28 protein-coding genes and 1 pseudogene are annotated in these 22,403 nt (G+C 63.1%); all 29 read left to right on the forward strand.

Translation table 11 applies throughout. The annotated features are described in order from the left end of the window. The first annotated feature begins 392 nt into the window (after nt 1-392). The 29 genes and pseudogenes from MF6396_RS26080 (at nt 393) to MF6396_RS26215 (ending at nt 22,391) form a co-directional block, all read left to right on the forward strand. Entirely contained in the window at nt 393-740 is a 348-nt protein-coding gene (locus MF6396_RS26080) for a phage holin family protein (protein ID WP_078481860.1), read from the forward strand. After that, the gene (locus MF6396_RS26085) at nt 724-1,092 is read left to right on the forward strand and encodes an HNH endonuclease signature motif containing protein (RefSeq protein ID WP_078481861.1); all 369 of its coding nucleotides are present in this window, start codon (nt 724-726) and stop codon (nt 1,090-1,092) included. The genes MF6396_RS26080 and MF6396_RS26085 overlap by 17 nt, the downstream gene beginning before the upstream one ends. Nucleotides 1,093-1,237: 145 nt before the next feature. Beyond that, the gene (locus MF6396_RS26090; RefSeq protein WP_078481862.1) at nt 1,238-1,771 is read left to right on the forward strand and encodes a phage terminase small subunit P27 family; all 534 of its coding nucleotides are present in this window, start codon (nt 1,238-1,240) and stop codon (nt 1,769-1,771) included. After that, complete coding sequence (locus MF6396_RS26095; RefSeq protein ID WP_078481863.1) at nt 1,734-3,566, forward strand: terminase large subunit; 1,833 nt, start codon at nt 1,734-1,736, stop codon at nt 3,564-3,566. Before MF6396_RS26090 ends, MF6396_RS26095 begins: the two co-directional genes overlap by 38 nt. Further along, a complete protein-coding gene (locus MF6396_RS28855; protein ID WP_173925033.1) occupies nt 3,563-3,739 on the forward strand; it encodes a hypothetical protein in 177 nt (58 codons plus the stop codon). The genes MF6396_RS26095 and MF6396_RS28855 overlap by 4 nt, the downstream gene beginning before the upstream one ends. Before the next feature lie 2 nt (nt 3,740-3,741). Further along, nucleotides 3,742-5,013, forward strand: a complete 1,272-nt coding sequence (locus MF6396_RS26100) for a phage portal protein (RefSeq protein ID WP_078481864.1) — start codon at nt 3,742-3,744, stop codon at nt 5,011-5,013. Next, nucleotides 5,010-5,954 carry a S49 family peptidase gene (locus tag MF6396_RS26105; protein WP_102063836.1) on the forward strand — a complete coding sequence of 315 codons (945 nt, stop codon included), beginning with the start codon at nt 5,010-5,012 and terminating at the stop codon, nt 5,952-5,954. Before MF6396_RS26100 ends, MF6396_RS26105 begins: the two co-directional genes overlap by 4 nt. Before the next feature lie 60 nt (nt 5,955-6,014). Beyond that, on the forward strand, nt 6,015-7,337 hold the full coding sequence (locus MF6396_RS26110) for a phage major capsid protein (RefSeq protein WP_078481865.1): 1,323 nt from the start codon (nt 6,015-6,017) through the stop codon (nt 7,335-7,337). Between the two features lie 46 nt (nt 7,338-7,383). After that, entirely contained in the window at nt 7,384-7,653 is a 270-nt protein-coding gene (locus MF6396_RS26115; RefSeq protein ID WP_078481866.1) for a hypothetical protein, read from the forward strand. A 2-nt stretch (nt 7,654-7,655) separates the two neighbouring features. Beyond that, nucleotides 7,656-8,207 carry a hypothetical protein gene (locus MF6396_RS26120; RefSeq protein ID WP_078481867.1) on the forward strand — a complete coding sequence of 184 codons (552 nt, stop codon included), beginning with the start codon at nt 7,656-7,658 and terminating at the stop codon, nt 8,205-8,207. Between the two features lie 2 nt (nt 8,208-8,209). After that, nucleotides 8,210-8,572: a phage head closure protein gene (locus tag MF6396_RS26125; protein ID WP_078481868.1), complete on the forward strand. Its 363-nt coding sequence runs from the start codon at nt 8,210-8,212 to the stop codon at nt 8,570-8,572. Continuing rightward, nucleotides 8,565-9,086 carry a hypothetical protein gene (locus MF6396_RS26130; RefSeq protein ID WP_043863304.1) on the forward strand — a complete coding sequence of 174 codons (522 nt, stop codon included), beginning with the start codon at nt 8,565-8,567 and terminating at the stop codon, nt 9,084-9,086. Before MF6396_RS26125 ends, MF6396_RS26130 begins: the two co-directional genes overlap by 8 nt. Nucleotides 9,087-9,107: 21 nt before the next feature. Next, nucleotides 9,108-9,701: a phage tail terminator protein gene (locus tag MF6396_RS26135; protein WP_078481869.1), complete on the forward strand. Its 594-nt coding sequence runs from the start codon at nt 9,108-9,110 to the stop codon at nt 9,699-9,701. Beyond that, nucleotides 9,698-9,877 carry a DUF2635 domain-containing protein gene (locus MF6396_RS26140; RefSeq protein ID WP_078481870.1) on the forward strand — a complete coding sequence of 60 codons (180 nt, stop codon included), beginning with the start codon at nt 9,698-9,700 and terminating at the stop codon, nt 9,875-9,877. Before MF6396_RS26135 ends, MF6396_RS26140 begins: the two co-directional genes overlap by 4 nt. Next, a complete protein-coding gene (locus MF6396_RS26145) occupies nt 9,874-11,373 on the forward strand; it encodes a phage tail sheath subtilisin-like domain-containing protein (protein ID WP_078481871.1) in 1,500 nt (499 codons plus the stop codon). Before MF6396_RS26140 ends, MF6396_RS26145 begins: the two co-directional genes overlap by 4 nt. Nucleotides 11,374-11,430: 57 nt before the next feature. Beyond that, complete coding sequence (locus MF6396_RS26150; protein ID WP_078481872.1) at nt 11,431-11,778, forward strand: phage tail tube protein; 348 nt, start codon at nt 11,431-11,433, stop codon at nt 11,776-11,778. Next, nucleotides 11,775-12,089, forward strand: a complete 315-nt coding sequence (locus MF6396_RS26155; protein WP_078481873.1) for a phage tail assembly protein — start codon at nt 11,775-11,777, stop codon at nt 12,087-12,089. The genes MF6396_RS26150 and MF6396_RS26155 overlap by 4 nt, the downstream gene beginning before the upstream one ends. Nucleotides 12,090-12,218: 129 nt before the next feature. After that, a complete protein-coding gene (locus MF6396_RS26165) occupies nt 12,219-13,712 on the forward strand; it encodes a phage tail tape measure protein (RefSeq protein WP_238596479.1) in 1,494 nt (497 codons plus the stop codon). Then, entirely contained in the window at nt 13,700-14,425 is a 726-nt protein-coding gene (locus tag MF6396_RS29115; RefSeq protein ID WP_238596480.1) for a hypothetical protein, read from the forward strand. The genes MF6396_RS26165 and MF6396_RS29115 overlap by 13 nt, the downstream gene beginning before the upstream one ends. A gap of 3 nt (nt 14,426-14,428) precedes the next feature. Continuing rightward, complete coding sequence (locus tag MF6396_RS26170; protein WP_078481875.1) at nt 14,429-15,808, forward strand: DNA circularization protein; 1,380 nt, start codon at nt 14,429-14,431, stop codon at nt 15,806-15,808. Between the two features lie 4 nt (nt 15,809-15,812). After that, on the forward strand, nt 15,813-16,925 hold the full coding sequence (locus tag MF6396_RS26175) for a phage baseplate assembly protein (protein ID WP_078481876.1): 1,113 nt from the start codon (nt 15,813-15,815) through the stop codon (nt 16,923-16,925). Beyond that, complete coding sequence (locus MF6396_RS26180) at nt 16,922-17,455, forward strand: phage baseplate assembly protein V (protein WP_078481877.1); 534 nt, start codon at nt 16,922-16,924, stop codon at nt 17,453-17,455. The genes MF6396_RS26175 and MF6396_RS26180 overlap by 4 nt, the downstream gene beginning before the upstream one ends. A 9-nt stretch (nt 17,456-17,464) precedes the next feature. Further along, nucleotides 17,465-17,860: a phage GP46 family protein gene (locus MF6396_RS26185; RefSeq protein WP_443217220.1), complete on the forward strand. Its 396-nt coding sequence runs from the start codon at nt 17,465-17,467 to the stop codon at nt 17,858-17,860. Next, complete coding sequence (locus MF6396_RS26190) at nt 17,850-18,893, forward strand: baseplate J/gp47 family protein (protein ID WP_078481879.1); 1,044 nt, start codon at nt 17,850-17,852, stop codon at nt 18,891-18,893. Before MF6396_RS26185 ends, MF6396_RS26190 begins: the two co-directional genes overlap by 11 nt. Then, nucleotides 18,890-19,480 carry a YmfQ family protein gene (locus tag MF6396_RS26195; RefSeq protein ID WP_078481886.1) on the forward strand — a complete coding sequence of 197 codons (591 nt, stop codon included), beginning with the start codon at nt 18,890-18,892 and terminating at the stop codon, nt 19,478-19,480. Before MF6396_RS26190 ends, MF6396_RS26195 begins: the two co-directional genes overlap by 4 nt. Nucleotides 19,481-19,483: 3 nt before the next feature. Then, nucleotides 19,484-20,149: pseudogene (locus MF6396_RS29330) on the forward strand (phage tail protein); the annotation flags it as partial. Between the two features lie 753 nt (nt 20,150-20,902). Then, nucleotides 20,903-21,343: a phage tail protein gene (locus MF6396_RS29120; protein WP_238596481.1), complete on the forward strand. Its 441-nt coding sequence runs from the start codon at nt 20,903-20,905 to the stop codon at nt 21,341-21,343. A 59-nt stretch (nt 21,344-21,402) separates the two neighbouring features. Then, complete coding sequence (locus tag MF6396_RS26210) at nt 21,403-21,897, forward strand: glycoside hydrolase family 24 protein (protein ID WP_078481881.1); 495 nt, start codon at nt 21,403-21,405, stop codon at nt 21,895-21,897. Continuing rightward, nucleotides 21,894-22,391: a DUF2514 domain-containing protein gene (locus MF6396_RS26215; RefSeq protein ID WP_078481882.1), complete on the forward strand. Its 498-nt coding sequence runs from the start codon at nt 21,894-21,896 to the stop codon at nt 22,389-22,391. Before MF6396_RS26210 ends, MF6396_RS26215 begins: the two co-directional genes overlap by 4 nt. Nucleotides 22,392-22,403: the final 12 nt, after the last annotated feature.

Below are 22,403 nucleotides of genomic sequence, written 5' to 3' on the forward strand. Positions count from 1 at the left end.
GAAGCAGCATTTTAAGTAATGCGGCTCTGCGTTCAGGTGAATAGTACGGCACGACCAGTCTCTTTCCGCCCCCGATATGCTTTTTTAGGAAAAATCGGAGAGGCGACAACTATCCTGACACCGGGGGCACACATACCGTTCGTCGAGTTGGTTTGCGCTCAACTGGTGCCAAAGTTGCGTCGAAGTAGCGTCGAAGCGAATGACCGAAAATTGCCTCTTTTCGGTCTTTCAGTCCGAGGGTAAAAAGTCACCACGATCTGCAAATTGCGCTTCGGCGCTCCCCCAAGCACTGTGCTGTGCAAGCCCGCACCGAGCAATCGGCGCACCGAGAACCCTGCCATCCGGCGGGGTTTTCTTTTTCCGGCGCCGTGCTTTCTAACGATGAGGCCAGCATGACCAATGAGCAACAAGCGTTAATCGAAATGCCGCTATGGATGGTGATCGTACTGTCTCTGCTCGGTGGTGTATCAGGTGAGATGTGGAGGGCTGACAAGGCGGGCGCTCGTGGCTGGGGCTTGGTGCGGCGCATTGCGCTGCGCTCTGGTGCCTGCATCGTGTGCGGGCTCTCGACCAATATGCTGATGTATTCGATGGGTGTGTCGATCTGGGCGTCAGCGGCTGTCGGTTGTTTGACCGCAATGGCTGGTGCTGATGTTGCCATCGGCCTGTACGAACGCTGGGCCGCCAAGCGTTTGGGCGTGTGCGATGTGAGCCCGACCAACAATGGCCAAGGTGAGTGATCGACGCGGCAGCAGCGCATCCCGTGGTTACGACCACCGCTGGCGGCAATCTCGGGATGCGTTCCTGGCGCTGAACCCGTTCTGTTCGATGTGCTCCACCGACGTGCGCCCTGTGCCGGCGTCAGTGGTCGACCACAAGACCCCACCCCGGTTGATGGACGCCAAGGCGTCAGGCGAGCCGGACCGGATCAAGGCTGCATGGAAGTTGTTCTGGGATCAGGCCAACTGGCAGCCACTCTGCAAGCTTTGCCACGACTCGACCAAACAGCGGCTTGAACGAAGCGGCCGGCTGGCGGGTTGCACGGCAAGCGGCATTCCCCTCGATCCCAACCACCACTGGAACCGCCGCTAATCTGGCGCGCCGGGCCATTTGCCCAAACGTGCAGGGGTAGGGGGGTGAAAAACATTTTTCCGACCCTCTTCTTGACCGCTTGCCCCCCTCTCTTCGCAAAGACGGGAAATATGGAGGAGGGGGGTATCTGACTAGGAGGTAGCCCATGGCTGGAAATGGAAATTCCGGGCGCCCGCCGTTGCCGGCGTCCGTGCATGTGCTCAACGGCAACCGAAGCAAAAAGAACTTGGGCAGCTTGATCGATGCGGTGAAGGATCCCGTTGTTCCAGTGAATGCACCGCCGATGCCGGAGTTCCTGGCCGGTGAAGCGGTTGCTGAATGGGAGCGCCTGGTGCCGGCGCTGATTGCACTGGGCTGGGTGTCGAACCTGGATCTGATGGCTCTGGCGTCCTACTGCCAGGCCTACGCCGATTGGGTCCGGTTTCAGCGGCTGATCGCCACGCGCAACAGCGAATCTCTCGATGGGCTGGGCGGCGAAGTCCAGACCTTCAAGACCGGTGCCCAGCAGACCCATGTGCTGCGGCAACTGGCCAACGATGCCGAGAAGCGTGCCAACGCGGCGGCGGCCCAGTTCGGTTTGTCGCCGTTGGCGCGCCGCAACATGAGGGCCTCGGCGGCCCCGCCAGGTGAGTTATTCCCAAATGACCAACGAGACGCAGCTGCCCAGTATTTCAACTGACTGCCGAGTAAAGGCATTCGCCGATGCCGTCCTGGGCGGCAAGCTTGTTGCCGGACCGAACGTGCGCAACGCTGCACGGCGACACCTGCGGGATCTGGAGGAAGGTGGTGCCCGAGGGTTGATCTGGAACGCAGACGCCGCTGCCCGGGCCATTGGCTTTTTCGAAGACGTGTTGTGCTTGAACGGCGGCGACTATGAAGGTCTGCCGTTCATCCTGGCGCCGTGGCAGGCATTCGTCGTTGGGAGCCTGTTCGGCTGGTACAGCGAGGATGGCTACCGCCGCTTCCGGCTGGCCTATATCGAAACGGCAAAGGGCTCGGGCAAGTCGCCATTGGTGGCGGGCATCGGATTGTATGGTCTGGTGGCCGATGGTGAGCAGCGTGCCGAGGTGTACGCGGCAGCCACCAAAAAGGACCAGGCCCAGATCTTGTTTCGCGATGCGGTGAGTATGGTGAACATGTCCAGCCACCTTGCCGCTCGGCTGGTCCAGTCGGGTCGCGACGAAAAAGTCTGGAACCTGTTCTACCCGAATACCAACAGCTTCTTCCGGCCGATCAGTTCGGATGAAGGCCAGTCGGGCCCGCGTCCGCATATCGCGTTGATCGATGAGCTGCACGAGCACAAGAACGCCAGCGCCGTGAACATGATGCGTGCCGGCACCAAGTTCCGGCGGCGCGCCTTGATCGCAATGATCACCAACAGCGGGTCAGACAAGAAGTCGACCTGCGGTCAGTACCATGACCACGGTGTGCGGGTGTGTGCAGGGCAAGAGGAAAACGAAGCGTTCTTCGCCTTCATCTGCTCGCTGGATGAGGGCGAAGACCCGTTCAAGGATGAGGCCTGTTGGCCAAAGGTGAACCCTTCGCTGGAATTCATCCTGGAGGGCCAGACTGACGGGATCCCGGGGCGCAAGTACTTGCGCGAGCAGGTACAGGAAGCACGGGGCCTGCCCGCCAAGGAAGCGGTGGTGCGCCGCCTTAACTTCTGCGAATGGACGCAGGCCACGTCGCCCTGGTTGTCCTGGGAGATCTGGAGCCAGGCCGCTGACCGCGTGCGCATGAAGGTGTTGCGCGAGCGGGCTTGTGTGGGCGGGCTCGACCTGTCCAGTACCACCGACCTCACGGCTTTTGTCCTGATGTTCAGTCCGGTACCCCACGACCCGCACTGGCGATCCCTGTCGTACTTCTGGATCCCCGACGACGATCTACTGGGGCGGGAGAAGCGCGACAAGGTGCCCTATGCGTTGTGGATCAAGGACAAGCACCTTGAGACCACGCCGGGGCGGGCCATCAGCAAACTGCATGTGCTGCGGCGCATGCGCACCATCTGCGACTTTTTCGACGTGCGCCGAATCGGCTATGACCGCTGGCGTATCGAAGACCTGTTGCAACTGATGAGTGAACACGACATTGCGCTGCCGGAGCTGATGCCATTCGGTCAGGGCTTCAAGGACATGGGCCCGGCCGTGGACGAGTTCGAACGCCGATTGCTGGGCCGCAAGGTCGAGGACGCGGACGTGATCGATCTTGGGCCCGAGGATTACGAGGTGCTGGAGGCGCCCGCCGAGGCTGAGGAACTGGTGGAGACACTGCTGCACGACGACAACCCGGTCATGACCTGGTGCGCTGGCAACGCGGTGATCGTCTCGGACCCGGCCAACAACCGTAAGGTCGACAAATCCAAAGCCATCGGCCGCATCGACGGCATTGTTGCGGCGCTTATCGCGGTCGGTATCAGCAGTGCCATCAGTGCCGAGAGTGGCGAATCTATCTACGACAAAGGGGTCGGCATATGAAACTGGTGTACCTGTCCTGGCTCACCGGCCTATTGGGCTTTGCCCTGTTGGTAACCGGCGTGGTTCTGGTATCCCTGCCCGCTGGCTTGGTGGTGGCCGGGGGCGGTTTACTTTTCTGGTCGTGGCTTGCTGATCGCGCTTCTGCGGTGCAGGCCCCGGCCGGGGAGGGTTGAGCATGTTCTTTTCCAGCGTCCGTGCCTCTGGTGCGGGCACCCTCACCAACCCTGACAGCGGCTTTTGGCGTGGGTTGATTGGTCGTGGTCGCAGCTCGTCGGGCGCGCCCGTGACCCCGGAAAGCGCGCTTGGCCTGCCCATCCTGCAGAACTGCCTGACCCTGTTGGCCGAGACGGTGGCCCAACTGCCGTTGGAGCTGTACCAGCGGCAGGACAAGGGCCAGCGTGAACCAGCGATCAACCATCCAGCGTACGATGTGCTGCGCTACGCGCCCAACGGCTTTCAGACGCCTTTCGAGTTTCGTGAGCGGCAACAGGGCGCTGCCGGGTTGCGTGGCAACTCGTTCAGCTTCATCGACCGACGGGATGACGGCAACATCACAGCGCTGTGGGCGTTGCACAACGACCAGGTGCAGGTGCTCAAAGGCGCCGACATGTTGCCTTGCTACCGTATTGCCGGCGGTGATGTGGTGCCAATGCGCATGGTTCACCACGTCCGCTGGTTCGGTACCAACCCCTACGTGGGGTTGTCGCCGATTGAGCTGCACGCGGATGCGGTCGGCCTGGCGCAAGCCGTGCGCCAGTACACCGGCAAGAGCTTCGCCAACGGTGTCGCGGTGTCTGGTGTGATCGAGCGGCCTCGGGAAGCGCCGGCCATCAAGGATCAGGGCAGCATCGACAAGATCGTCGATCAATGGGGCCAGAAGTTCGGCGGCATGGACAACGCCAAGAAGGTCGCGCTGCTGCAGGAGGGCATGACCTTCAAGCCGGTATCTATGAGCAACGTCGATGCCGAGATTGTGGGCATCCTCAAGTTGACGGGTACCGACATTGCCCGGATTTACAAGATCCCCTTGCCGATGGTCAACGACCTTGAGAAGTCCAACTACAACACGCTTGAGCAACTGATGATCCAGTTCGTGATCTTCGCGTTGCTGCCGTGGGTCAAGCGGCATGAGCAGGCGATGATGCGCGACTTCCTGCTGCCATCGGACCGGCGCGAATACTTCATCGAGTTCAACCTGTCCGGCCTGCTGCGCGGTGACCAGAAGAGCCGTTACGAGGCCTATGCAATTGGGCGGCAGTGGGGCTGGTTGAGCGTCAACGACATTCGCCGGCTCGAGAACATGCCGCCCGTGCCCGGTGGCGATATCTACCTGCAGCCGCTGAACATGGTCGATGCCGGCAAAACGCCGCCCGACCTCAACAATCCACAAGTGCGGGCGCAGCTGGAGCTGCAGCACGCGGAAATCGAAAGGATCCTGGCCCAATGAGTCGAACGTACCTGCGGGCGTCCAGCCTGCTGTTCAATCAACCCCTGCTGGTGACCCCGGACATGCTCGACCTGGGCATGCGCTGGGCCAACCAGGCGATGAGCTTGAACATTGTCAACCTTGGCGGTGGTGTGGCCGAGCTGTGGAAGGACGACCCGATTGATCGCGTGGCGCTGGCAGATGAACAGCGTCGCACGGCGATTGCCCAGACCGGCATTGAGATTGTGCCGGTGAGCGGGGTGCTGGTCAGCCGGGGTAGCCACCTGAGCATGTGCGAGACGATGACCAGTTACGAAGGGCTGCGGAGCCAGCTGCAGCGCGCTGTGGCTGACCCGACGGTGGAGCGCATCGTGCTCGACATCGACAGCCCCGGTGGCTCAGCGGTAGGCGCCTTCGAACTGGCCGCCGACATTCGGGCAATGACTCAGCAGAAGCCTATCACCGGGCTGGTCAACTTCATGGCCTACAGCGGCGGTTACCTGCTCGGTTCTGCCTGCAGCGAGCTGGTTGTCAGCCAGACCAGCGGTGTCGGGTCCATCGGGGTGATTGCGAGCCATATGGACCGCTCAAAGATGCAGGAAGACAAGGGTGTCAAGGTGACCACGGTGTTCGCCGGGGCGCACAAAAACGACCTGTCGCCACATGAGCCACTGACCGAACAATCGCTGCGCTTCCTCAACGAGCTGGTGCAGGAGAGCTATCAGATGTTTGTCAGTGCAGTGGCCGACTATCGCGGCCTTTCAGTACAGCAGGTCATTGCCACCGAGGCTGGCCTTTACCGAGGTCAGACGGCGATCAACGTCGGCTTGGCCGACCGCCTGCAGAGCCCACAGCATGCAGTCGACGAACTCTCACGCGCTGTTGCGCTGAACCGCGCAACGAGGCAGCCCGGCCGCATCGGCCTGCGCACTGCAGCGCTAAGTATGCAAACCCTTATTTGACCGCTTTCGCGGTAGCAGTCGACCCGCCCAGTGCGGGTTTTTTTATGCCCAGGAGGCACCATGTCCCTTGTACTTCAAATGCGTAACGACCGCGCTCAACTGGTTGCCCAGGTCCAGGCACTTGCCCAGATCGAAGCGGGCGGCGGCAGCCTGACTGCCGAGCAACTGAGCCAGTTCACCACGCTGGAAACCCAGATCAACGAGCTGACTGCCAAGATCAGCCGCGCGGAATCGGCTGAGCGTTTAGCCGCGGCTGGTGCCGTACCGGTGAGCGAGACTGCCCAAGGCAACAACAGTCCGCCCGGCGGCAGCATTTCTGGCCCATTCAGTGAAAAGTCCAAACCCGGGACCGGCATGGCACAGATGGCACGCCTGCTGGCCGCTGCCCAGGGCAATCAGCAGACGGCTGCCCAGATGGCCAAAGAGGGCGGGTTCCCGGCCGATGTCCACATGGCGCTGAGCGTCGTGACCCCAGGTGCTGGCGGAGTGCTGGTGCCGCAGAACTTCGCCACCGACGTAATCGAGTCGCTGCGCCCCGTATCCATTGTCCGCAAGATGGGCGTTACCAGCCTGCCGCTGAACAACGGCAACCTGACCCAGCCGCGTATCACCGGCAACACCGTGGTGACGTACATCGGCAGTGACAGTGATATCCCGATCACCGGAATGACGTTCAGTGACACCAAGCTGTCGGCGAAGAAGGCCGCCGCCATCGTGCCTATCTCCAACGATCTGCTGGCCATGAGTGGGGTTAACCCGCGTATCGATGGGTTAGTGCTCAACGACCTCACCGTCAGCATGGGCTTGTCAGAGGATCTGCACTTCATTCGTGCCGACGGTTCCGGCTCCCTGCCCAAAGGTATGCGTCACTGGGCGCTGCCTTACAACATCCTGCCGGCCCCGGCTGTGGATGGCTTGACCCTGGAAAAGATCGATCTGTTCCTGGGCGGCATGATGCTGCGTCTGGAAACGGCGAACGTGATGATGAAGTCGTGTGGCTGGTTGATGGCGCCGCGTGTACTGCGTTGGTTGCAAGCGTTGCGTGACGGCAACGGTAACAAGGCCTATCCCGAGATCGATGCCGGCATGCTCAAAGGTTACCCGGTAGGGCTGAGTAATCAGATCCCGGTGAACCTGGGTGCTGATGGCAACGAAACCGAAATCTACTTCGTCAACTTCGCTGACTGCATGATCGGCGAAGACATGGACTTGACCCTGAGCTTCAGCAATGAGGCTTCCTACAAGGACTCCAACGGCGATCTGGTCAGTGCTTTCCAGCGCGACCAGACGCTGCTGCGTGTGATCGCCAAGCACGACTTCGGCCCACGTCACGTCGAGAGCATCGTGGTAGCGGTCGCGGTGAAGTGGGGCGCAGGCATGTAATCCCTGGCCCCGGATGGTCCGGGGCCACTCAACTGGATGGAACGTTATGGCACAGGTAATTGTTGAGTTCACCGGGTCTTGGCGCGGTTATGGCAAAGGCGAAGTGGCTGGTTTCGAAGAAGATCTGGCGCAGTCGCTAGTCGATGGTGGCCGTGCTCAGTTGTACGAAGGCAAAAAGTCGGGCAAGTCGGGAGGTGGAAAGGGCAAGGGTGCCGCAGCTCTCAAAGGTCCGGCTCAGCCCGGCCCGGTGGTAGGGCCGCCACCGAATGCGGATGCTGAAGACGGTGGGGAGAATGACGACGATGACAAGCCCTGATCATGGCGCGCCGCATCGCCTACACGGGGGCGCCCGTGCTGACGTTGGACCAGGTGGCATTTCAGTGCCGGCTTGAACCCGAGGATCTGCAGCCCGAGCTGATCGACCTGATCATCATCCCCGGTGTGACCGCGCAAGCCGAGTCGAAGACGGGCGCCGCTATCCGTGGCGCCTTGTACGAAGAGGACTGGCCCAGCCAGTTTCCTTCGGGGCATGCGCTGGATGTGGGGCAGGCCACCGAAGTTGAATCGGTGCACCTACTGGCTGCCACCGGTGCCATTGAATCGTACACGGGCCCTGTGCAGGTTCATCAGGGCGGGCGCGAAAGCTACCTGATCTTCCCTGATGGCCGGCCTGCAGGCCCGCTTCGCATCCGGTACCGGGCCGGGGTTGATCTTGACGCTTACCCCGGTGTTCGCAGCTGGCTGTTGATGGCAGCAGAGACGGCCTATACCCATCGCGGCATGCTCGTTGTGGGACAGGCGCTCACTGAACTGCCGTCGACCTTTCTGGATAATCTGCTGGCTGAGGTCAGCGTGCCCCCGAGGTTCTAGTCATGGCACTGAGAGAACCATCTGCCGGTGAGTTGAACCGGCGTATCACCATACGCCTTCGCTCTGATCAGCCTGCCTCAGACAATGGCATCGACTCGGTTTTCACGGATGAAAAACGCCGCTGGGCCAGCATTGTCCCTGTGGGGACCGCTGCCTATAGCGCCAGTGTGCAGCTTGATGCGAAGGTCACGCACCGTATTACGCTGCGATTCCTTGACTGCATCACTGACGCTCACGAAGTCGTTCACGGGTCCGGGCTTTACCGGGTCCGGCGTGTCGCTGACCTGAACGGCACGCACCGTTTCACGGTGCTTGAGGTGGAGGCGCTGGGGCACGTGCAGGCTGGAGGTGGCGTGTATGGCTAACAGTGCCTCTCTCGATGGGTACGTGCATTTCGAAGGCTTCGATAGCTTTGAGCGCGATGCCTTCGACCGTAAGAAGATCCGTGCCGGCATGCGCAAGGCAGGTCGGCTGGTCATGCAGAAGGCCCAAATGAATCTCGCCCTGGGTGGTGGCCGGGACGGCTACCCGGTGAGCCGCACCGGGGCCACGCTCGATTCGATCAAGGCCAAGGTGTCGCGCTCCGGCTTTCTGGTCCGGGTGGCTCCCACCAAGACCGGTGCAATGAAAGCCTATTACCCCGCATTTCTGCATTACGGCGTGAAGCAGGGGCGGCGCCTCGGGAAGCTAGCTCCGGGCGCGGGAGTCGGGAAGACGAATCGCCGGGCGAAGGGCGTTCGTGCACAAGCGCTCGCTGCCCGGGCGTCTGGCGAGTGGCGCATCACACCGCGTGACAACTACATGGCAGATGCGCTGCAGGACTCGAGTTCGCAGGTGCAGCGCCTGCTGGCGGCGGCCTTCGCTGACGCATTGAGTTAACCCCTACATACGGAAACCACGATGAGACTGAATGTGATCGTCGCGCATCTGCGTACCCATTGTTCTGCCTTCGCCGGCAGGATCGCGGCAGGGATTGATTGGGACGCCGTCGCGACCAGTTCCAACCTCAAGCACCCGTCGGCGTATGTCATTGCCTCCGATGATGAGGCCGAACCCAACGACCTGAAAAATGGGGTTCGTCAGGTTATCTCTGACGGCTTCGACGTCATTGTCGTGCTCGACACATCAGACGAACGCGGCCAGGAGGCTGTGCACGACCTGCACGTTTTGAGGGCTGATCTCTGGCGCGCATTGGTGGGGTGGAAGCCGGAGCCAGAGTACGACCAGGTTACCTATGGCGGTGGTGCACTGATCTTCATCAACCGGGCTCGGGTGGTCTACCGCTACAGCTTCAGTGCTGAGTTCCAGTTGGGGCGCAGCAACGACAGCGACCCAGCTGAAACATGGTACGAGCACGAAGTGGACGGCCTGCCCACCCTGCAGGGGCTCGATATCTCGCTCGACTTCATCGACCCCCTCGTCGACCGCAACGTCGCCCAAACGGGCCCTGACGGCCGTGTCGAATTCACAACCCGAGAGGATCTACCTCAATGAACCTGATTCACCTGAAACCGGCCCCGGGGCGTGCTTGCCCGATGCCGGAGAAGGGCGGCGAGCTGCTGCCCGACGAAGGGGCCAAGGTGCCCCACAACGCCTGGTGGCAGCGCCGCCTGGCTGATGGCGACGCGGTTGTCGTCGAACCCAAAAAAGCGAGGGTGACCAAGCCATGAGCATTGGTTTCAGCAACATTCCGTCCGACCTGCGCGTGCCGCTGTTCTACGCCGAAGTTGATAATTCGATGGCCAACAGCAATGCCGGCGCCGCGCTGCGCCGGCTGCTGGTGGGCCAGGTCAACGACGGCGTAGACAGCGAAGAAGTCGGCAGCCTGGTGCTGGTGTCGCGCCAGGCCGAAGCCACCGCCATCGGCGGTACCGGCTCGATGCTGGCCGCGATGTACGAGAAACACCGCGCCATCGATATCGCCGGCGAGGTCTGGTGTCTGCCGCTGCAGGTGACCGAAGGCGCGGCGGCCACCGCTACCGTTACCGTAACGGGCACACCGTCGGCGCCCGGCCTGGTCAATCTGTACGTGGCTGGCAAGCGCGTGCGTACCACCGTCACCCTGGGTATGTCGGCCGAGGCGGTGGCCACCGCTGTCGCGGCCAGCATCAACGCGGCGCTTGATCTGCCGGTCACGGCGACCGTGGAGGCGGCCGTGGTGACCCTGACGGCCAAGTTCAAGGGCGACCTGAGCAACGACATTCGGGTCGAGCTGAACCGCCTGGGCCGCACCAACGGCGAGGAAACCCCGGCCGGGCTGACGCTGGTGGCGGGTGTGATGACGGGCGGCGTTGGCAGCCCCGATATGGCGGCCGCGCTGGCTGCCCTGGGCGATGAGCCTTTCGAGTTCATCTGTCAGCCCTGGAGCGACGTGGCGACCCTGGACGCCTGGAAAGTCACGATGGAAGACACGGCCGGCCGCTGGTCCTGGGCCAAGCAGCTCTATGGCCATGTGTACACCGCCAAGCGCGGCACCCTGGGCGAGCTGGTGGCGGCCGGCCGGGCGCGCAATGACCCGCACATGACGATTCACGGTTTTGAACGCGGCGTGCCGCAGCCGGTGTGGGAGATCGCGGCGCAGTACGCGGCACGCACCGCCGTGTTCATCAGCGCCGACCCAGCCCGGCCGACGCAAACCGGCACGCTGCCGGGCATCGATCCGGCACCGGCCAGCAGCCGCTTCATGCTCACCGAGCGGCAATCGCTGCTGATGAACGGCATTGCCACGGCGTACTACGAGGGCGGCAGCTACCGCATTCAGCGGGGGATCACCACCTACCAGCGCAATGCGTTTGGCCAGGCGGATGACTCTTACCTGGACAGCGAGCCGCTGCACCAGTCGGCGTATGTGATCCGCAACCTGCAAAGCCGTATCACCAGCAAATACGGGCGCAGCAAGTTGGCCAACGATGGCACCAGCTTTGGCGCCGGCGCGGCCATCGTCACGCCGATTGTGATCCGGGGCGAGCTGATTGCGGCGTATGGCGAGCTTGAGCGCGCCGGGATTGTCGAGAACATCGAGGCGTTCAAGGAGCACCTGGTGGTCGAGCGTGACGCGACCAACCCGAACCGGCTGAACGTGCTGTTCCCGCCGGATCTGGTCAACCAGTTGCGCGTGTTCGCGCTGCTGTACCAATTCCGCCTGCAGTACCCCGACGCGGCGTAACCCGCATCAATCCACCCCGGCCCGCCATGTGCGGGCCTTTTTATGGGAGCCCTTTTTATGGGTCAGAAAGTCGCAGGTACCTGCTACGTCAAGGTCGATGGCGATCAACTGGTACTCACGGGCGGCGTCGAGGCGCCGCTGTCCAAGGTCAAGCGCGAAACGGTTGTCCCTGGCTACTTCAAGGAGGAAGACCGTGCCCCGTTCGTCAAGCTTGACGCTGTGATGACGCCGGGTTTCCCCATCACCAAGCTGGCCAACGGCATCAACATGACCGTGACAGTCGAGTTCAAGACCGGGCGCAGCTATGTGCTGTCCGGCGCGTACCTGGTCGACGACGTGAACGTCACCGGTGACGACGGCAAGGTTTCACTCAATTTCGAAGGCATCGCAGGGGACTGGCAATGAGCACCACTACTTACACGTTGAACGCGCCGATTCAGGCCCACGGCGAGCAGCTGACTGAACTGACCCTGCGCCGTCCCACCATTCAGGAAGTACGCAACATCAAGATGCTTCCCTATGTCGTGGGCGAAAACGACATGCCGGTGGCAGAGGTGGAAGTGGCGGCCAAGTACATCGCGGTGTGCGCCGGCATCCCCCCGGGCTCGGTTAACCAGTTGGACCTGTCAGACCTGAACAGACTGGTGTGGATGGTGATCGGTTTTTTCCTTTCATCGGCGACGAAGGCCCCCGATTCCGAAGCGCCGAGCACCTGACCGAGCTGGCCTATGACCTGGCCTGGTACTGGAAAACCAGCCCGGAACAGGTCAAGGCATGGCCGCTCGACGTGCTGTTCGAAAGTGAGGAAAACGCCTGGCGGATTCAAGCGCTAGCGGGGGGCAACAATGGCGGATAAGTTCCAGCTCAAGGCGTTGATTACCGGCGTTGACAAGCTGTCGCCGGTGATGACCGGTGTACGCAAAAACGCGGCAATGCTGCGCAAGCAGTTGAACAGCTCGGGCCTGGGCAAGATCACGTTCATGGATGCAGTACAAGGGGGGGCCATCGCGGCCCCCTTTGTCATGGGCGTTCAGGCTGCGATGAAGTTTGAAAGCGCAATGGCCGACGTGAAGAAGGTCGTTAACTTCGACACGCCCGAGCAGTTCAAGGCGATGAGTAATGACGTGCTCGACTTGTCCGAGCGGCTGCCGATGGCGGCCGATGGCATCGCGCAAATCGTCGCAGCAGGTGGGCAGTCGGGCATTGCCCGGGAGGAACTGAATAAGTTCGCCGAAGACGCGGTAAAGATGGGCGTGGCGTTCGACCAGACCGCCGCGCAGTCCGGGGAAATGATGGCCAAGTGGCGCACCGCGTTTCACATGAGCCAGGACGAAGTGGTCACCCTGGCCGACAAGATCAACTACCTGGGCAACACCGGTGCGGCCAGCACGGCGCAAATCTCGGCCATCGTGACCGCCATCGGCCCGCTGGGCGAGGTGGCGGGGGTCAATGCCGGGCAACTGGCGGCGATGGGCTCGGCATTGGCCGGGGTGGGTATCGCCCAGGACGTGGCCGCGACGGGCATCAAGAACTTCATGCTCACGATGACCGCCGGCAACGCGGCCACCAAGTCGCAGCGCGAGGCCTACAAGGCGTTGCGGCTGGACGCGAACGAAATCGCCCAGGGCATGCAGACCGACAGTGAAGGGACCATGACCCGCGTGCTCAAGACGCTGGCCAAGGTCGACAAGGCCAAGCAGGCGGCGGTGCTTACCAGCCTGTTCGGCAAGGAATCGGTAGGGGCCATCGCGCCGCTGCTGACCAACCTTGACACACTGCAGAAGAACTTCAGGTCGGTAGGCAAGGAGGGCGACTTTGCCGGCTCAATGCAAGATGAGTACACGGCCCGGGCGGCGACCACGGAAAACGGCCTGCAGCTGCTGCAGAACCGGGTAACCCGCCTGGGCATCACGGTCGGTACGGTGCTGCTGCCGCCGTTCAACGACTTCATGGCCACGGTAGGGCCGATCATCAGCAACGTGACCGAGCTGGCCGGGGCGCACCCGTGGCTGATCAAGGGCATCCTCGGCGCCGCTGTGGGCTTTACCGTGCTGCGCCTGGCCACGGCCGGCGCTACCGGCGCGCTCACGCTGATGAACGCGGTAGCCAGCATGAGCCCCATCGGTTTGGTTGTGCGGGGTATCGCGTTGGCTGCTGGCTTGTTAATCGGCAACTGGTCAACGGTGGGACCGTACTTCGCGCAGGTGTGGGCCCTGGTGAAAGATCCGGCGATGGCCGTGTGGGGTTGGATGAAACAGGCTTTCAACTGGACCCCGCTCGGCATGATCGTCGCCAACTGGGGCCGATTACGGAGTTCTTCGGGGCGGTGTGGGAGCTGATCAAAGCCCTGTCGGTGCCGTTCCTGGACTTCATGAAAACCCTGTTCGACTGGTCGCCGCTGGGCCTGATCCTCAAGCACTGGGAGCCGATTACCGGATTCTTCAAAGGCCTGTGGGACAAGCTCAAGCCGATCATTGAACCGATGATGAAGTTTCTAGGGTTCAGCTCGGACGGTGACGGCGTGGTCAAGGGGGCGACCGATAAGGTCAACGCTTGGACCGAGGAACAGAAAGCGCGTAACGAGCAGGCCCAGGCGGGCCAGGGGCGGCTGGTCAAGCCGATTGCGCCGATGCCCCAGCTACTGCCCGAAGCAACGACGGTTGCCAGCATGATGCGGTCCCCGGCAAATGATGGGCGGGTGCCACTGATGGCCGTGCCGCCGGTACCAGCCAGTGCGGTGCAGTCGGCAGTGGCTGCGCAGTCGCTGGCCAAGCCGGCCCCCGTGCCGGTGACCGCCAAGGTTGACACGCTGGCCCGGGACGCGGCGCGTGGTCGGCCGCTGCCTGGGGCAACCCCGGGCGGCAGCCTGCCAACGACGCGCGGTTCGCTGGTTCAGCAAACAGCCGCAGCTTCGAAAACCGAGCTGCAGGGCTCGATGGTCGTGCGCTTCGACAATGCCCCGCCGGGTATGGTCGTCAACCCAGCGCAAACCAACCAGCCCGGGCTGTCGGTCACGCCGAGCGTGGGTTATCGCTCACTGGGGAGAACGTGATAAATGTCGGGAACATGGCGGGAGAAGCGGCAACCGGCATCATTTCGTGGGGTGCCGTTCTTTGTCGAGAGTGATTCAACGCCGGTCGGCCGGCGCACGCAGTTGCATGAATACCCCCAGCGCGATAAGCCGCTGGTGGAAGACATGGGCGCGAAGACTCGGGTAGTCCAGATGACGGCGTTTGTCGTCGGCGAAGATTGCCTGTTTCAACGTGACAACCTGCTGCATGCGCTGAACCAACCGGGCTCTGGCGAGCTGGTGCACCCGTGGTTCGGGCGCATGACGGTCACCCCGGGCGAGGCCTGCGACGTGTCGCACGAACGCCGCGAGGGCGGCCTGGTGCGCTTTGAACTGGAGTTCATCGAAGCCGGCGAGAAGGGCTACCCGGTCGGGGTGCCCAACCCGGCCAGCCAGCTGGAAGACGATTCGGAAAGCCTGCTTGAGTCGGCCATTGCTCGCTACAAGGCAGCAATGGCCGTGGTCAACAAGGCCCGGCTGGCCGTGGTGGCCCTGCAGAACGGGATTGCCGGCATTCAGATGGCCATCCAGCGCGAGCTGGGCCAAGTGCTGGGGTTGGTGTCGTCGGTCGAGGTGCTGGCCGACATGCTGATCAACGCCCCGGGCAACTTCGCGGCGATGATTCGCGCCCAGTTCGCCAGTGTCGGCGGTAGTAACCGGTCGTCTGGCTACCGCTGGGGCCCCTCTGGGGGCGGTTCGGGCGCAACCGGGGTCGAGGCTGACCCCGAGTTTGCGCGCACCGTTGCGCGGCTTACAGGCACCGAGCCGGGATTCAGCAGCTTTGTGTCGGCGTCACGCGACATTACCAACCAAATCGAACTGGCCCAGGGTTTGAACGGCGAGCTGCTGGACAGTGCTGCAGCCGTCAATCCTGACGGTGGCCTGGCCACGGCTGCCGTGGTGCAGGCGGCACGCGAGTTGATGCGTGACGCGCTGATCGTGCAGGCCTTGCGCGTTGCCGCGTCGATGCCAGTTGTTTCGGCGCCGGCGGCGCTGCCCGGGGTACCGGGTCTAGCGCAGCAGGTGGCGGCGCCGATTGATCGGCCGCAGGTGCCGGTTGCGGCGGACGTGATCGCGCTGCGCGAGGCAATCAGCGATGCGCTGTGGTCGGCATCGCTGGTGGCCACACATGAGCATTTCCAACTGCTGGAGGTGGTGCGCAAGCGCGTGCGGGATCACCTGACAGCCGTGGCCGGCGCCGGTGTGCGCCTGGTCGAGGTTGAGCGCAAGGAAAGCCTGCCGGCGGTGGTGCTGGCTTATCAGTTGTTCGCTGACGCATCCCGCGCCGGCGAAATCGTTACGCGTAACAAAGTGAAGCACCCCGGGTTTCTGCCAGCGGGGGTGCTGCAGGTCGCCCAGGAGTAACCCCATGCATGAACAGAACGCTGTCACGCTGAGCGTGAACGGCCTGGATTATCGCGGCTGGAAGAAAGTCAGCATCAGCGCCGGCATTGAGCGGCAAAGCCGGGACTTCAAACTTGACGTGACCTGGCGCTGGCCCGGCCAGGCGGATGAAATCCCGATCCGCCAGGGCGATCACTGCGTCGTCAAGATCGGCGATGACCTGGCCCTGACGGGCTTTATCTTCGGCACGCCGGTCAGCTACGACAGCAAGCAAGTGACGCGCTCGATTCAGGGGCGGTCGCTGACCGCCGACCTAGTGGACTGCTCGGCGATCAACAAGCCCGGGCAGTGGAAGGGCCAGACCGTGCAACAAATCGTGCAGGCACTGGCCGAGCCCTACGGTGTGCAGGTCATTAGCCAGGCGGCGGAAACGTCGAAGCTGGCCGAGCACGCCATTGAGCCCGGGGAAACGGTGTTCGAGTCCATCGACCGCTTGCTGACCCTATCGCGGTTGCTGTCGACGGACGACACCCGGGGCCGGCTGGTGATCATTCGCCCAGGGTCAGCCGGCCGGGCGGTCGACCGCCTGGAGCTGGGGCAGAACATCCTGACCGGTGACGCGGCGCTCGACTTTTCCGGCGTGTTCTCGGACTACAAGGTGACCGGCCAGCGCTCGGGTACGGATGACGCCTTTGGCGCCAAGGCCTCGGAGGTGCAGGCCGCTGTGACTGATCCGCGTGCTGCACGCAAGCGTGTGTTGGTGATTCACGAAAGCGGGCAGATGACCCCGGACCTGGCCGCCGCCCGGGCCAACTGGGAGCGCGGCAACCGCATGGGCAAGGCCCTGACGCTGAACTACAAGGTGCAGGGCTGGCGGCAGTCCAATGGCGCCCTGTGGCTGCCCAACATGATCGTGCGCGTGGTCGATCCGCTGATCGGCATCGACCGCGACATGCTGATCAGCGAAATCGAATACAGCCTGGACGAAGGCGGCACGGTGGCCAACCTGACCGTGGCGCCGCCGGATGCCTTCGACCCTGAGCCAAAAGACCCGCACAGCACGCGCAAGCTCAAGAAGGGCGGCAAGGCCGACAACTTCGAATACCTCATTCCCGCCGACTGGAAGCCAGGCACATGAAACCGAGCAACAACGTGATAGCCCGTGGCGAACTGGCCCTGGTCAACCCTGACGGCAAGATGCAGGGCCTGCAGATGCGCCTGAACGCCGACGAGGTGAAAGACGGCATGGAGCATTTCGAGCCCTATGGGCTCACGTCCAACCCACACCCCGGGGCCGAAGCGGTGGCGGTGTTCGTCGGCGGTGATCGATCACACGGCATCGTGGTCGTGGTGGCCGACCGGCGCTTTCGCCTGCAGGCGCTCAAGACCGGCGAGGTCGCCCTGTACACCGACGAGGGCGATTTTCTGCACTTCAAGCGCGGCCGCGAAATCGCGATTGAGACCTTGACCCTGAACATCAAGGCCGACACGGCGGTCGCGATTGATACCTCGGTCATGCGCATCAAGGCCACCACGGCGGTCGAGTTCGACACGCCGCTGATCAGCACCACCGGCCGTATCGAGTCGGTCGGGGATCAGGTCGCCGCCGGCGTTAGCACGTCGCTGCACGTACACGAAGGCTCGGACAAGAAGCCGGTCAAGGGGTAGCGCATGGCACTGATTGAAGGCGACGAAACCGACACGGCCTGGCAACGGGCGGCGGTGATCAGCCTGCTGACCTGGCGCCGCGCCGGCGCCGATGACCGTCTCGACGACGCTGAACGCTTCGGCTGGTGGGGCGACAGTTTCCCCAGCCAGGCCGACGACCGTATCGGGTCGCGGCTGTGGCAGTTGCGCCGGCGCACGCTGACCGACGCCACGCTGCAGGAGGCCGAGGCCTACGCCCGGGAGGCGCTGGCCTGGATGCTCGATGACGGTCGCGTGACCGCCGTTACGGTAACGGTGGCCCGGGGCATTGACCGGTTGAACATGAGGGTGGTGCTCACGTCGCGAGACGGGCGAACCATCGATCTGCAACTCGACAACTTATGGCAGGTGATCAATGCCGTTTAACACCCCCAGCCTGCCCGAGCTGATCAGCGCCGAGCTGTCACGCCTGACGGGCTCCAGTGCGCTGCTGCGCTCTGACGCCGAGGTGCTGGCCCGCGTGCTGGCCGCCGCGTCGTATGGTCGCTACGGGCATCAGGCCTACATTGCCGACCAGATTTTGCCGGACACGGCAGACGAGGAAACGCTACTGCGCATGGCTCAAGCGCGCTTGAAGCGTGGCCGCCTGGAGGCTGTGGCCGCCACGGGTACCGCGACATTCGCCGGCGCGGCCTCGGCGCCGCTCGATGCCGGCACGTTGCTGCAGCGTGACGACGGCGTGCGTTTTCGAGTGACGACCACATCGACCCTGGCGGGCGCGAGCGGCACCGCAAAGCTTGAAGCCCTGGACGCCGGCCCGCTGGGAAACACCCCGGCGGGCACTGTGCTGCGCTTCGTCTCGCCGGTGCTGGGCGTGAAAGAGACAGTTACCGTCGATGCGCCCGGCCTGCAGGGCGGCGTGGCCCAGGAAAGCATTGAGGCCCTGCGTGCCCGGGTGATTCGTTCTTACCGGGTGATTCCCCACGGGGGCAGCCAAAGCGACTACGTGACCTGGGCGCTTGAGGTGGCGGGGGTGACCCGCGCTTGGGTCGTGCGGCACTGGATGGGGCCGGGCACGGTCGCGGTGTTCTTCATGCGCGACAGCGACGTTGACCCGATCCCCAGCCCGGCCGCGTGCGAGTTGGTGCGGGCGTACATCGAGAAAGAGCGCCCGGTGACCGCCGAGCTGTACGTACTGCCGCCGGCTGAAAAGCCGGTGCAGTACGAACTGAAGGTCAGCCCCGACAGCAGCGCCGTGCGCCGTTCTGTTGAGGCAGCGCTGATCGATCTGCATAACCGCGAATCTGCCCTGGGTGCTGAGCTGCTGCTATCGCATATCCGCGAGGCCATCAGCGGCGCCACGGGCGAGCGCGATCATGACGTCATCAGCCCGGCCGGCAACGTCACGGCCGCCGCCAACCAGTTGCTGACCTACGGGGGTGTGCTGTGGCGATCATGACCGCCGAGGACTACCACGCGCAGCTGTGCCTGCTGCTACCGCCCGGCCCCGCGTGGGATCGCGAGTTCAACCCGGGGCTGGACGACTTGCTGCAGGCGGGTGCCGAGCGGCTGGCCAAGGAAGACTTGCGCGCCGCCGACCTGCTGGCCGAGTCCGACCCGTACACCGTGCGCGAGCTGGTACCGGACTGGGAGCGGGTCATGGGCTTGCCCGATCCCTGCTTGGGCGACTCGCCCAAGTTTGAGGACCGGCAGTTGGCCGTGCGCCGGCGCCTGGTCGAGGTCGGCGGGCAGTCGCCCGCGTACTTCGTCGAGCTGGCCATCGGGCAGGGCTACCCGTATGCCCGCGTGATCGAGCACCGGGCGCCGCGCTTTGGCCGCTCACGCTTCGGTGCGGCGCACTTCGGTACATGGGTCGCGCAGTTCATGTGGACGCTCGACACGGGCCCCCGGCGCCGCCTGGGGCGCCGCTTCGGTGTGTCGTACTTCGGCGAGCAGTTCGGGGGCAACCCGAGCGGGGCCCTGGAGTGTGTCTTGCGGCGTGGCGCACCTGCGCATGCCGTCGAATTTATTAAGTATGGAGAGTAGTGGATGGACTATCCCAAGAGCGTGCCCAACATCGGATTGGTGGACGGGCATTTTGTCGATGAGAATCCGGTCACCGGGCAAATCGGCTCATTGATCCCGGCCGCCTGGGGCGACGCGATCACCCAGGAAGTGCTGAACGTTATCAAGGGCGCCGGCATGGTGCCCGACGAGGCCAACGTCAGTCAGTTGCTGTCTGCGGTTCTGGCTATCGCCGCGTCGGATGTCAAGAAGTCGGTGCGGGTGGCCACCACGGGGCCTATCGCGCTGAGCGGCCTGCAGACTATTGACGATGTTGCCCTGGTGGCCGGGGATCGTGTCCTGGTCAAGAACCAGGCCAACGCTGCACAAAACTGGATCTACACCGCCGCCGCAGGGGCCTGGGTGCGAGCGAAGGATGCCGATGAGAGTATTGAGTGTGCCCCGGGCCACCTGGTACCGGTGCAGGCTGGCACGCGAAACGCCGGCACATCGTGGCAGTTGTCGAGCACCACGCCGCCCGTTCTCGGCGCGACGGCCCTGGTATTTGAACAGGCAGGAGGTAAAACGGGCGTGACTCCAGGGCCCTACTTCAAGGTCTCTGTAGATGCCTACGGTCATGTCAGAAGCGGGGCCAACCCAACAACCCTGCAGGGGTTCGGCATTCTCGACGCGATCACCAAAATCGAATCCACTGAGGCAATTCAGGTGGCTATATCGGCGTTGGTTGCGGAAGCGCCGTCCTCGCTGGACACGCTGAAAAAACTGGCAAGTGCGATTGGGAGTGACCCAAATTTCTCAACCACTACGACCAACGCACTGGCGTCTATGTCCATTGCGCTGCAGGGGAAGGCGCCCAAAGCGACCACGCTCACCGGGTACGGCATTACTGATGCGGTTAGTGTGGCGAACAAAGCCACGCAGACTGATGCTGAGGCGGGGGTAAACGACACTAAGTGGATGACACCGCTGGGCGTCTTCAGGGCTTTCACCAGCTTTGTGTCGCAAGCTACGGAAACCGCGTTCGGCTGGGCAAAGGTCGCCGGGCAGTCAGCAATGAATGCCGGCAACGATGACACAACTTTTGTCACGCCGAAGAAGCTGCGCAACGGGTTTTCGGTGCAGTTCGATGGTACGGGGTACATCGCGCTCCCGAGCTGGATGGGCGGGTGGATTCTTCAGTGGGTCAATGCTGGCTCCATTCCCAGCCTCGCATCGGGTGGCTTTGTAACTAAAACACTGACCTGGCCCCTGACGTTTCCTGTTGGCCCAATGGTGCCGTGGGGAATTGCCACCGGCGCAACAGCCTCCGAAGTGGGCATGGTGGTGACGCCCAACGGGATGAACTCCACCGGCATGAACCTTTCAGTCTTCAACGCAGCGCAAGCATCGAAAGGCGTGCAGAGCGTCATTGGTTTCGTTATTGGCCGCTAGGAGTCCTGGCACATGATCTATTACAACCCCGCAACTGGCGGGTTTCTGGACACTGTTATCCATGGTACGGACCTGCCCGCAGGCATCGTCGAAGTCAGCTCCGAGCGTCGCGGTCAGATTATTGCCGCTCGGGCTGATGGGCAGGTGATTGTCTGTTCGGGGGGCGTTATATCGTTTCAGGCAGCGCCGCCGGCGCCTGCTGCTGTGGTCGAGGAGCAAGAGCGCATCTGGCGGGGTGGCGTGATGCTGCGCGCTGCGGGTCTGCGCGACCGCCACCGCGACCAGCAGGAGCTTGGCCTTCCCACCACGCTGGAGCCTGATCAGTTCATGGCTCTACTGCTCTACATCCAGCAGCTGCGCGACTGGCCTCAGTCTGAGCTGTTCCCCGCCATCGAGCACCGCCCTGTGCCGCCGACCTGGTTGGCCGACCTGACCCATAAAGCCCCGCACTGACGGGGCTTTTTCGTTCCTGTGCCCGCCTTGAGCGGGCTTTTTATTGCCTGGAGAAACGCATGGCTCGAATTTCCGACTCCCTGGCGGGCAGCAAGAATGCGCTCGCTTTCCTCGATATGTTGGCATGGTCCGAAGGTACGTCGATCAGCAAGCACACCCGCGACGACGGATATGACGTGGTGGTTGGCGGCATCGACAGCCCGAACACCTTCAAGACCTACAGCACCCACCCTGGCGTGCTGGTGACCGTGAACAACAAGGGCCTGAAGTCCACGGCCGCTGGCCGGTACCAGCAACTCCAGCGCTACTGGCCCCATTACCGCGACCTACTCAAGCTGCCTGACTTCGGGCCCACCAGCCAAGACAAGCTGGCCCTGCACCTGATCAAGGAGCGTGGCGCCCTGGCGGACGTGCACGCCGGCCGCATTCAGGCCGCAATCACGAAGTGCCGGAATATCTGGGCCAGCCTGCCGGGCGCTGGGTACGGGCAGCATGAGCGCAAGCTGGATGACCTGCTGGCGCACTACATCGCCGCCGGCGGGAGGTTGGCGTGAACGGTCGGATCTACCGTGCGATTGCACTGCTGGTGGTGGTGGCGTCGTACTGGGCCACGTATCAGCACGGGCGTACGACGATGGATGCCGAGTGGCAGGACAGGTGGTCTGCCCGCGATGCCGGCGACAAACAGGCCTGGGCCATTGCTGAGCAACAGGCCCGACATGAGGAGCAGCGCCGCGCTGTGGTGCTAGAAGAGGTGAGGGCGAATGCTCGACTACAGGAACAAGTTGCAACAGTTGGTGCTGTTGGTGCTGATGCTGCTAGCCAGCGGCTGCGCGTCACCACCGTGCGATACGCCAGCTCTGCGAGTAACTGCGCCGCGGATTCCGCCGCTGCCGCAAGAGGCCATTCAGCCACGCGCGCCGCAATGGTGCTCTCCGACCTGCTCGCACGGGCTGACGCTCGAGCGGGAGAGTTGGCGCAAGCATATGATCGAGCGACGATAGCAGGCTTTGCATGTCAGCGGTCTTATGAACTCCTCCATGAGTAGTCTGTATAGACT

Source organism: Pseudomonas sp. MF6396, from assembly GCF_002018915.1.
GTDB classification, from domain to species: Bacteria; Pseudomonadota; Gammaproteobacteria; order Pseudomonadales; family Pseudomonadaceae; genus Aquipseudomonas; species Aquipseudomonas palmensis.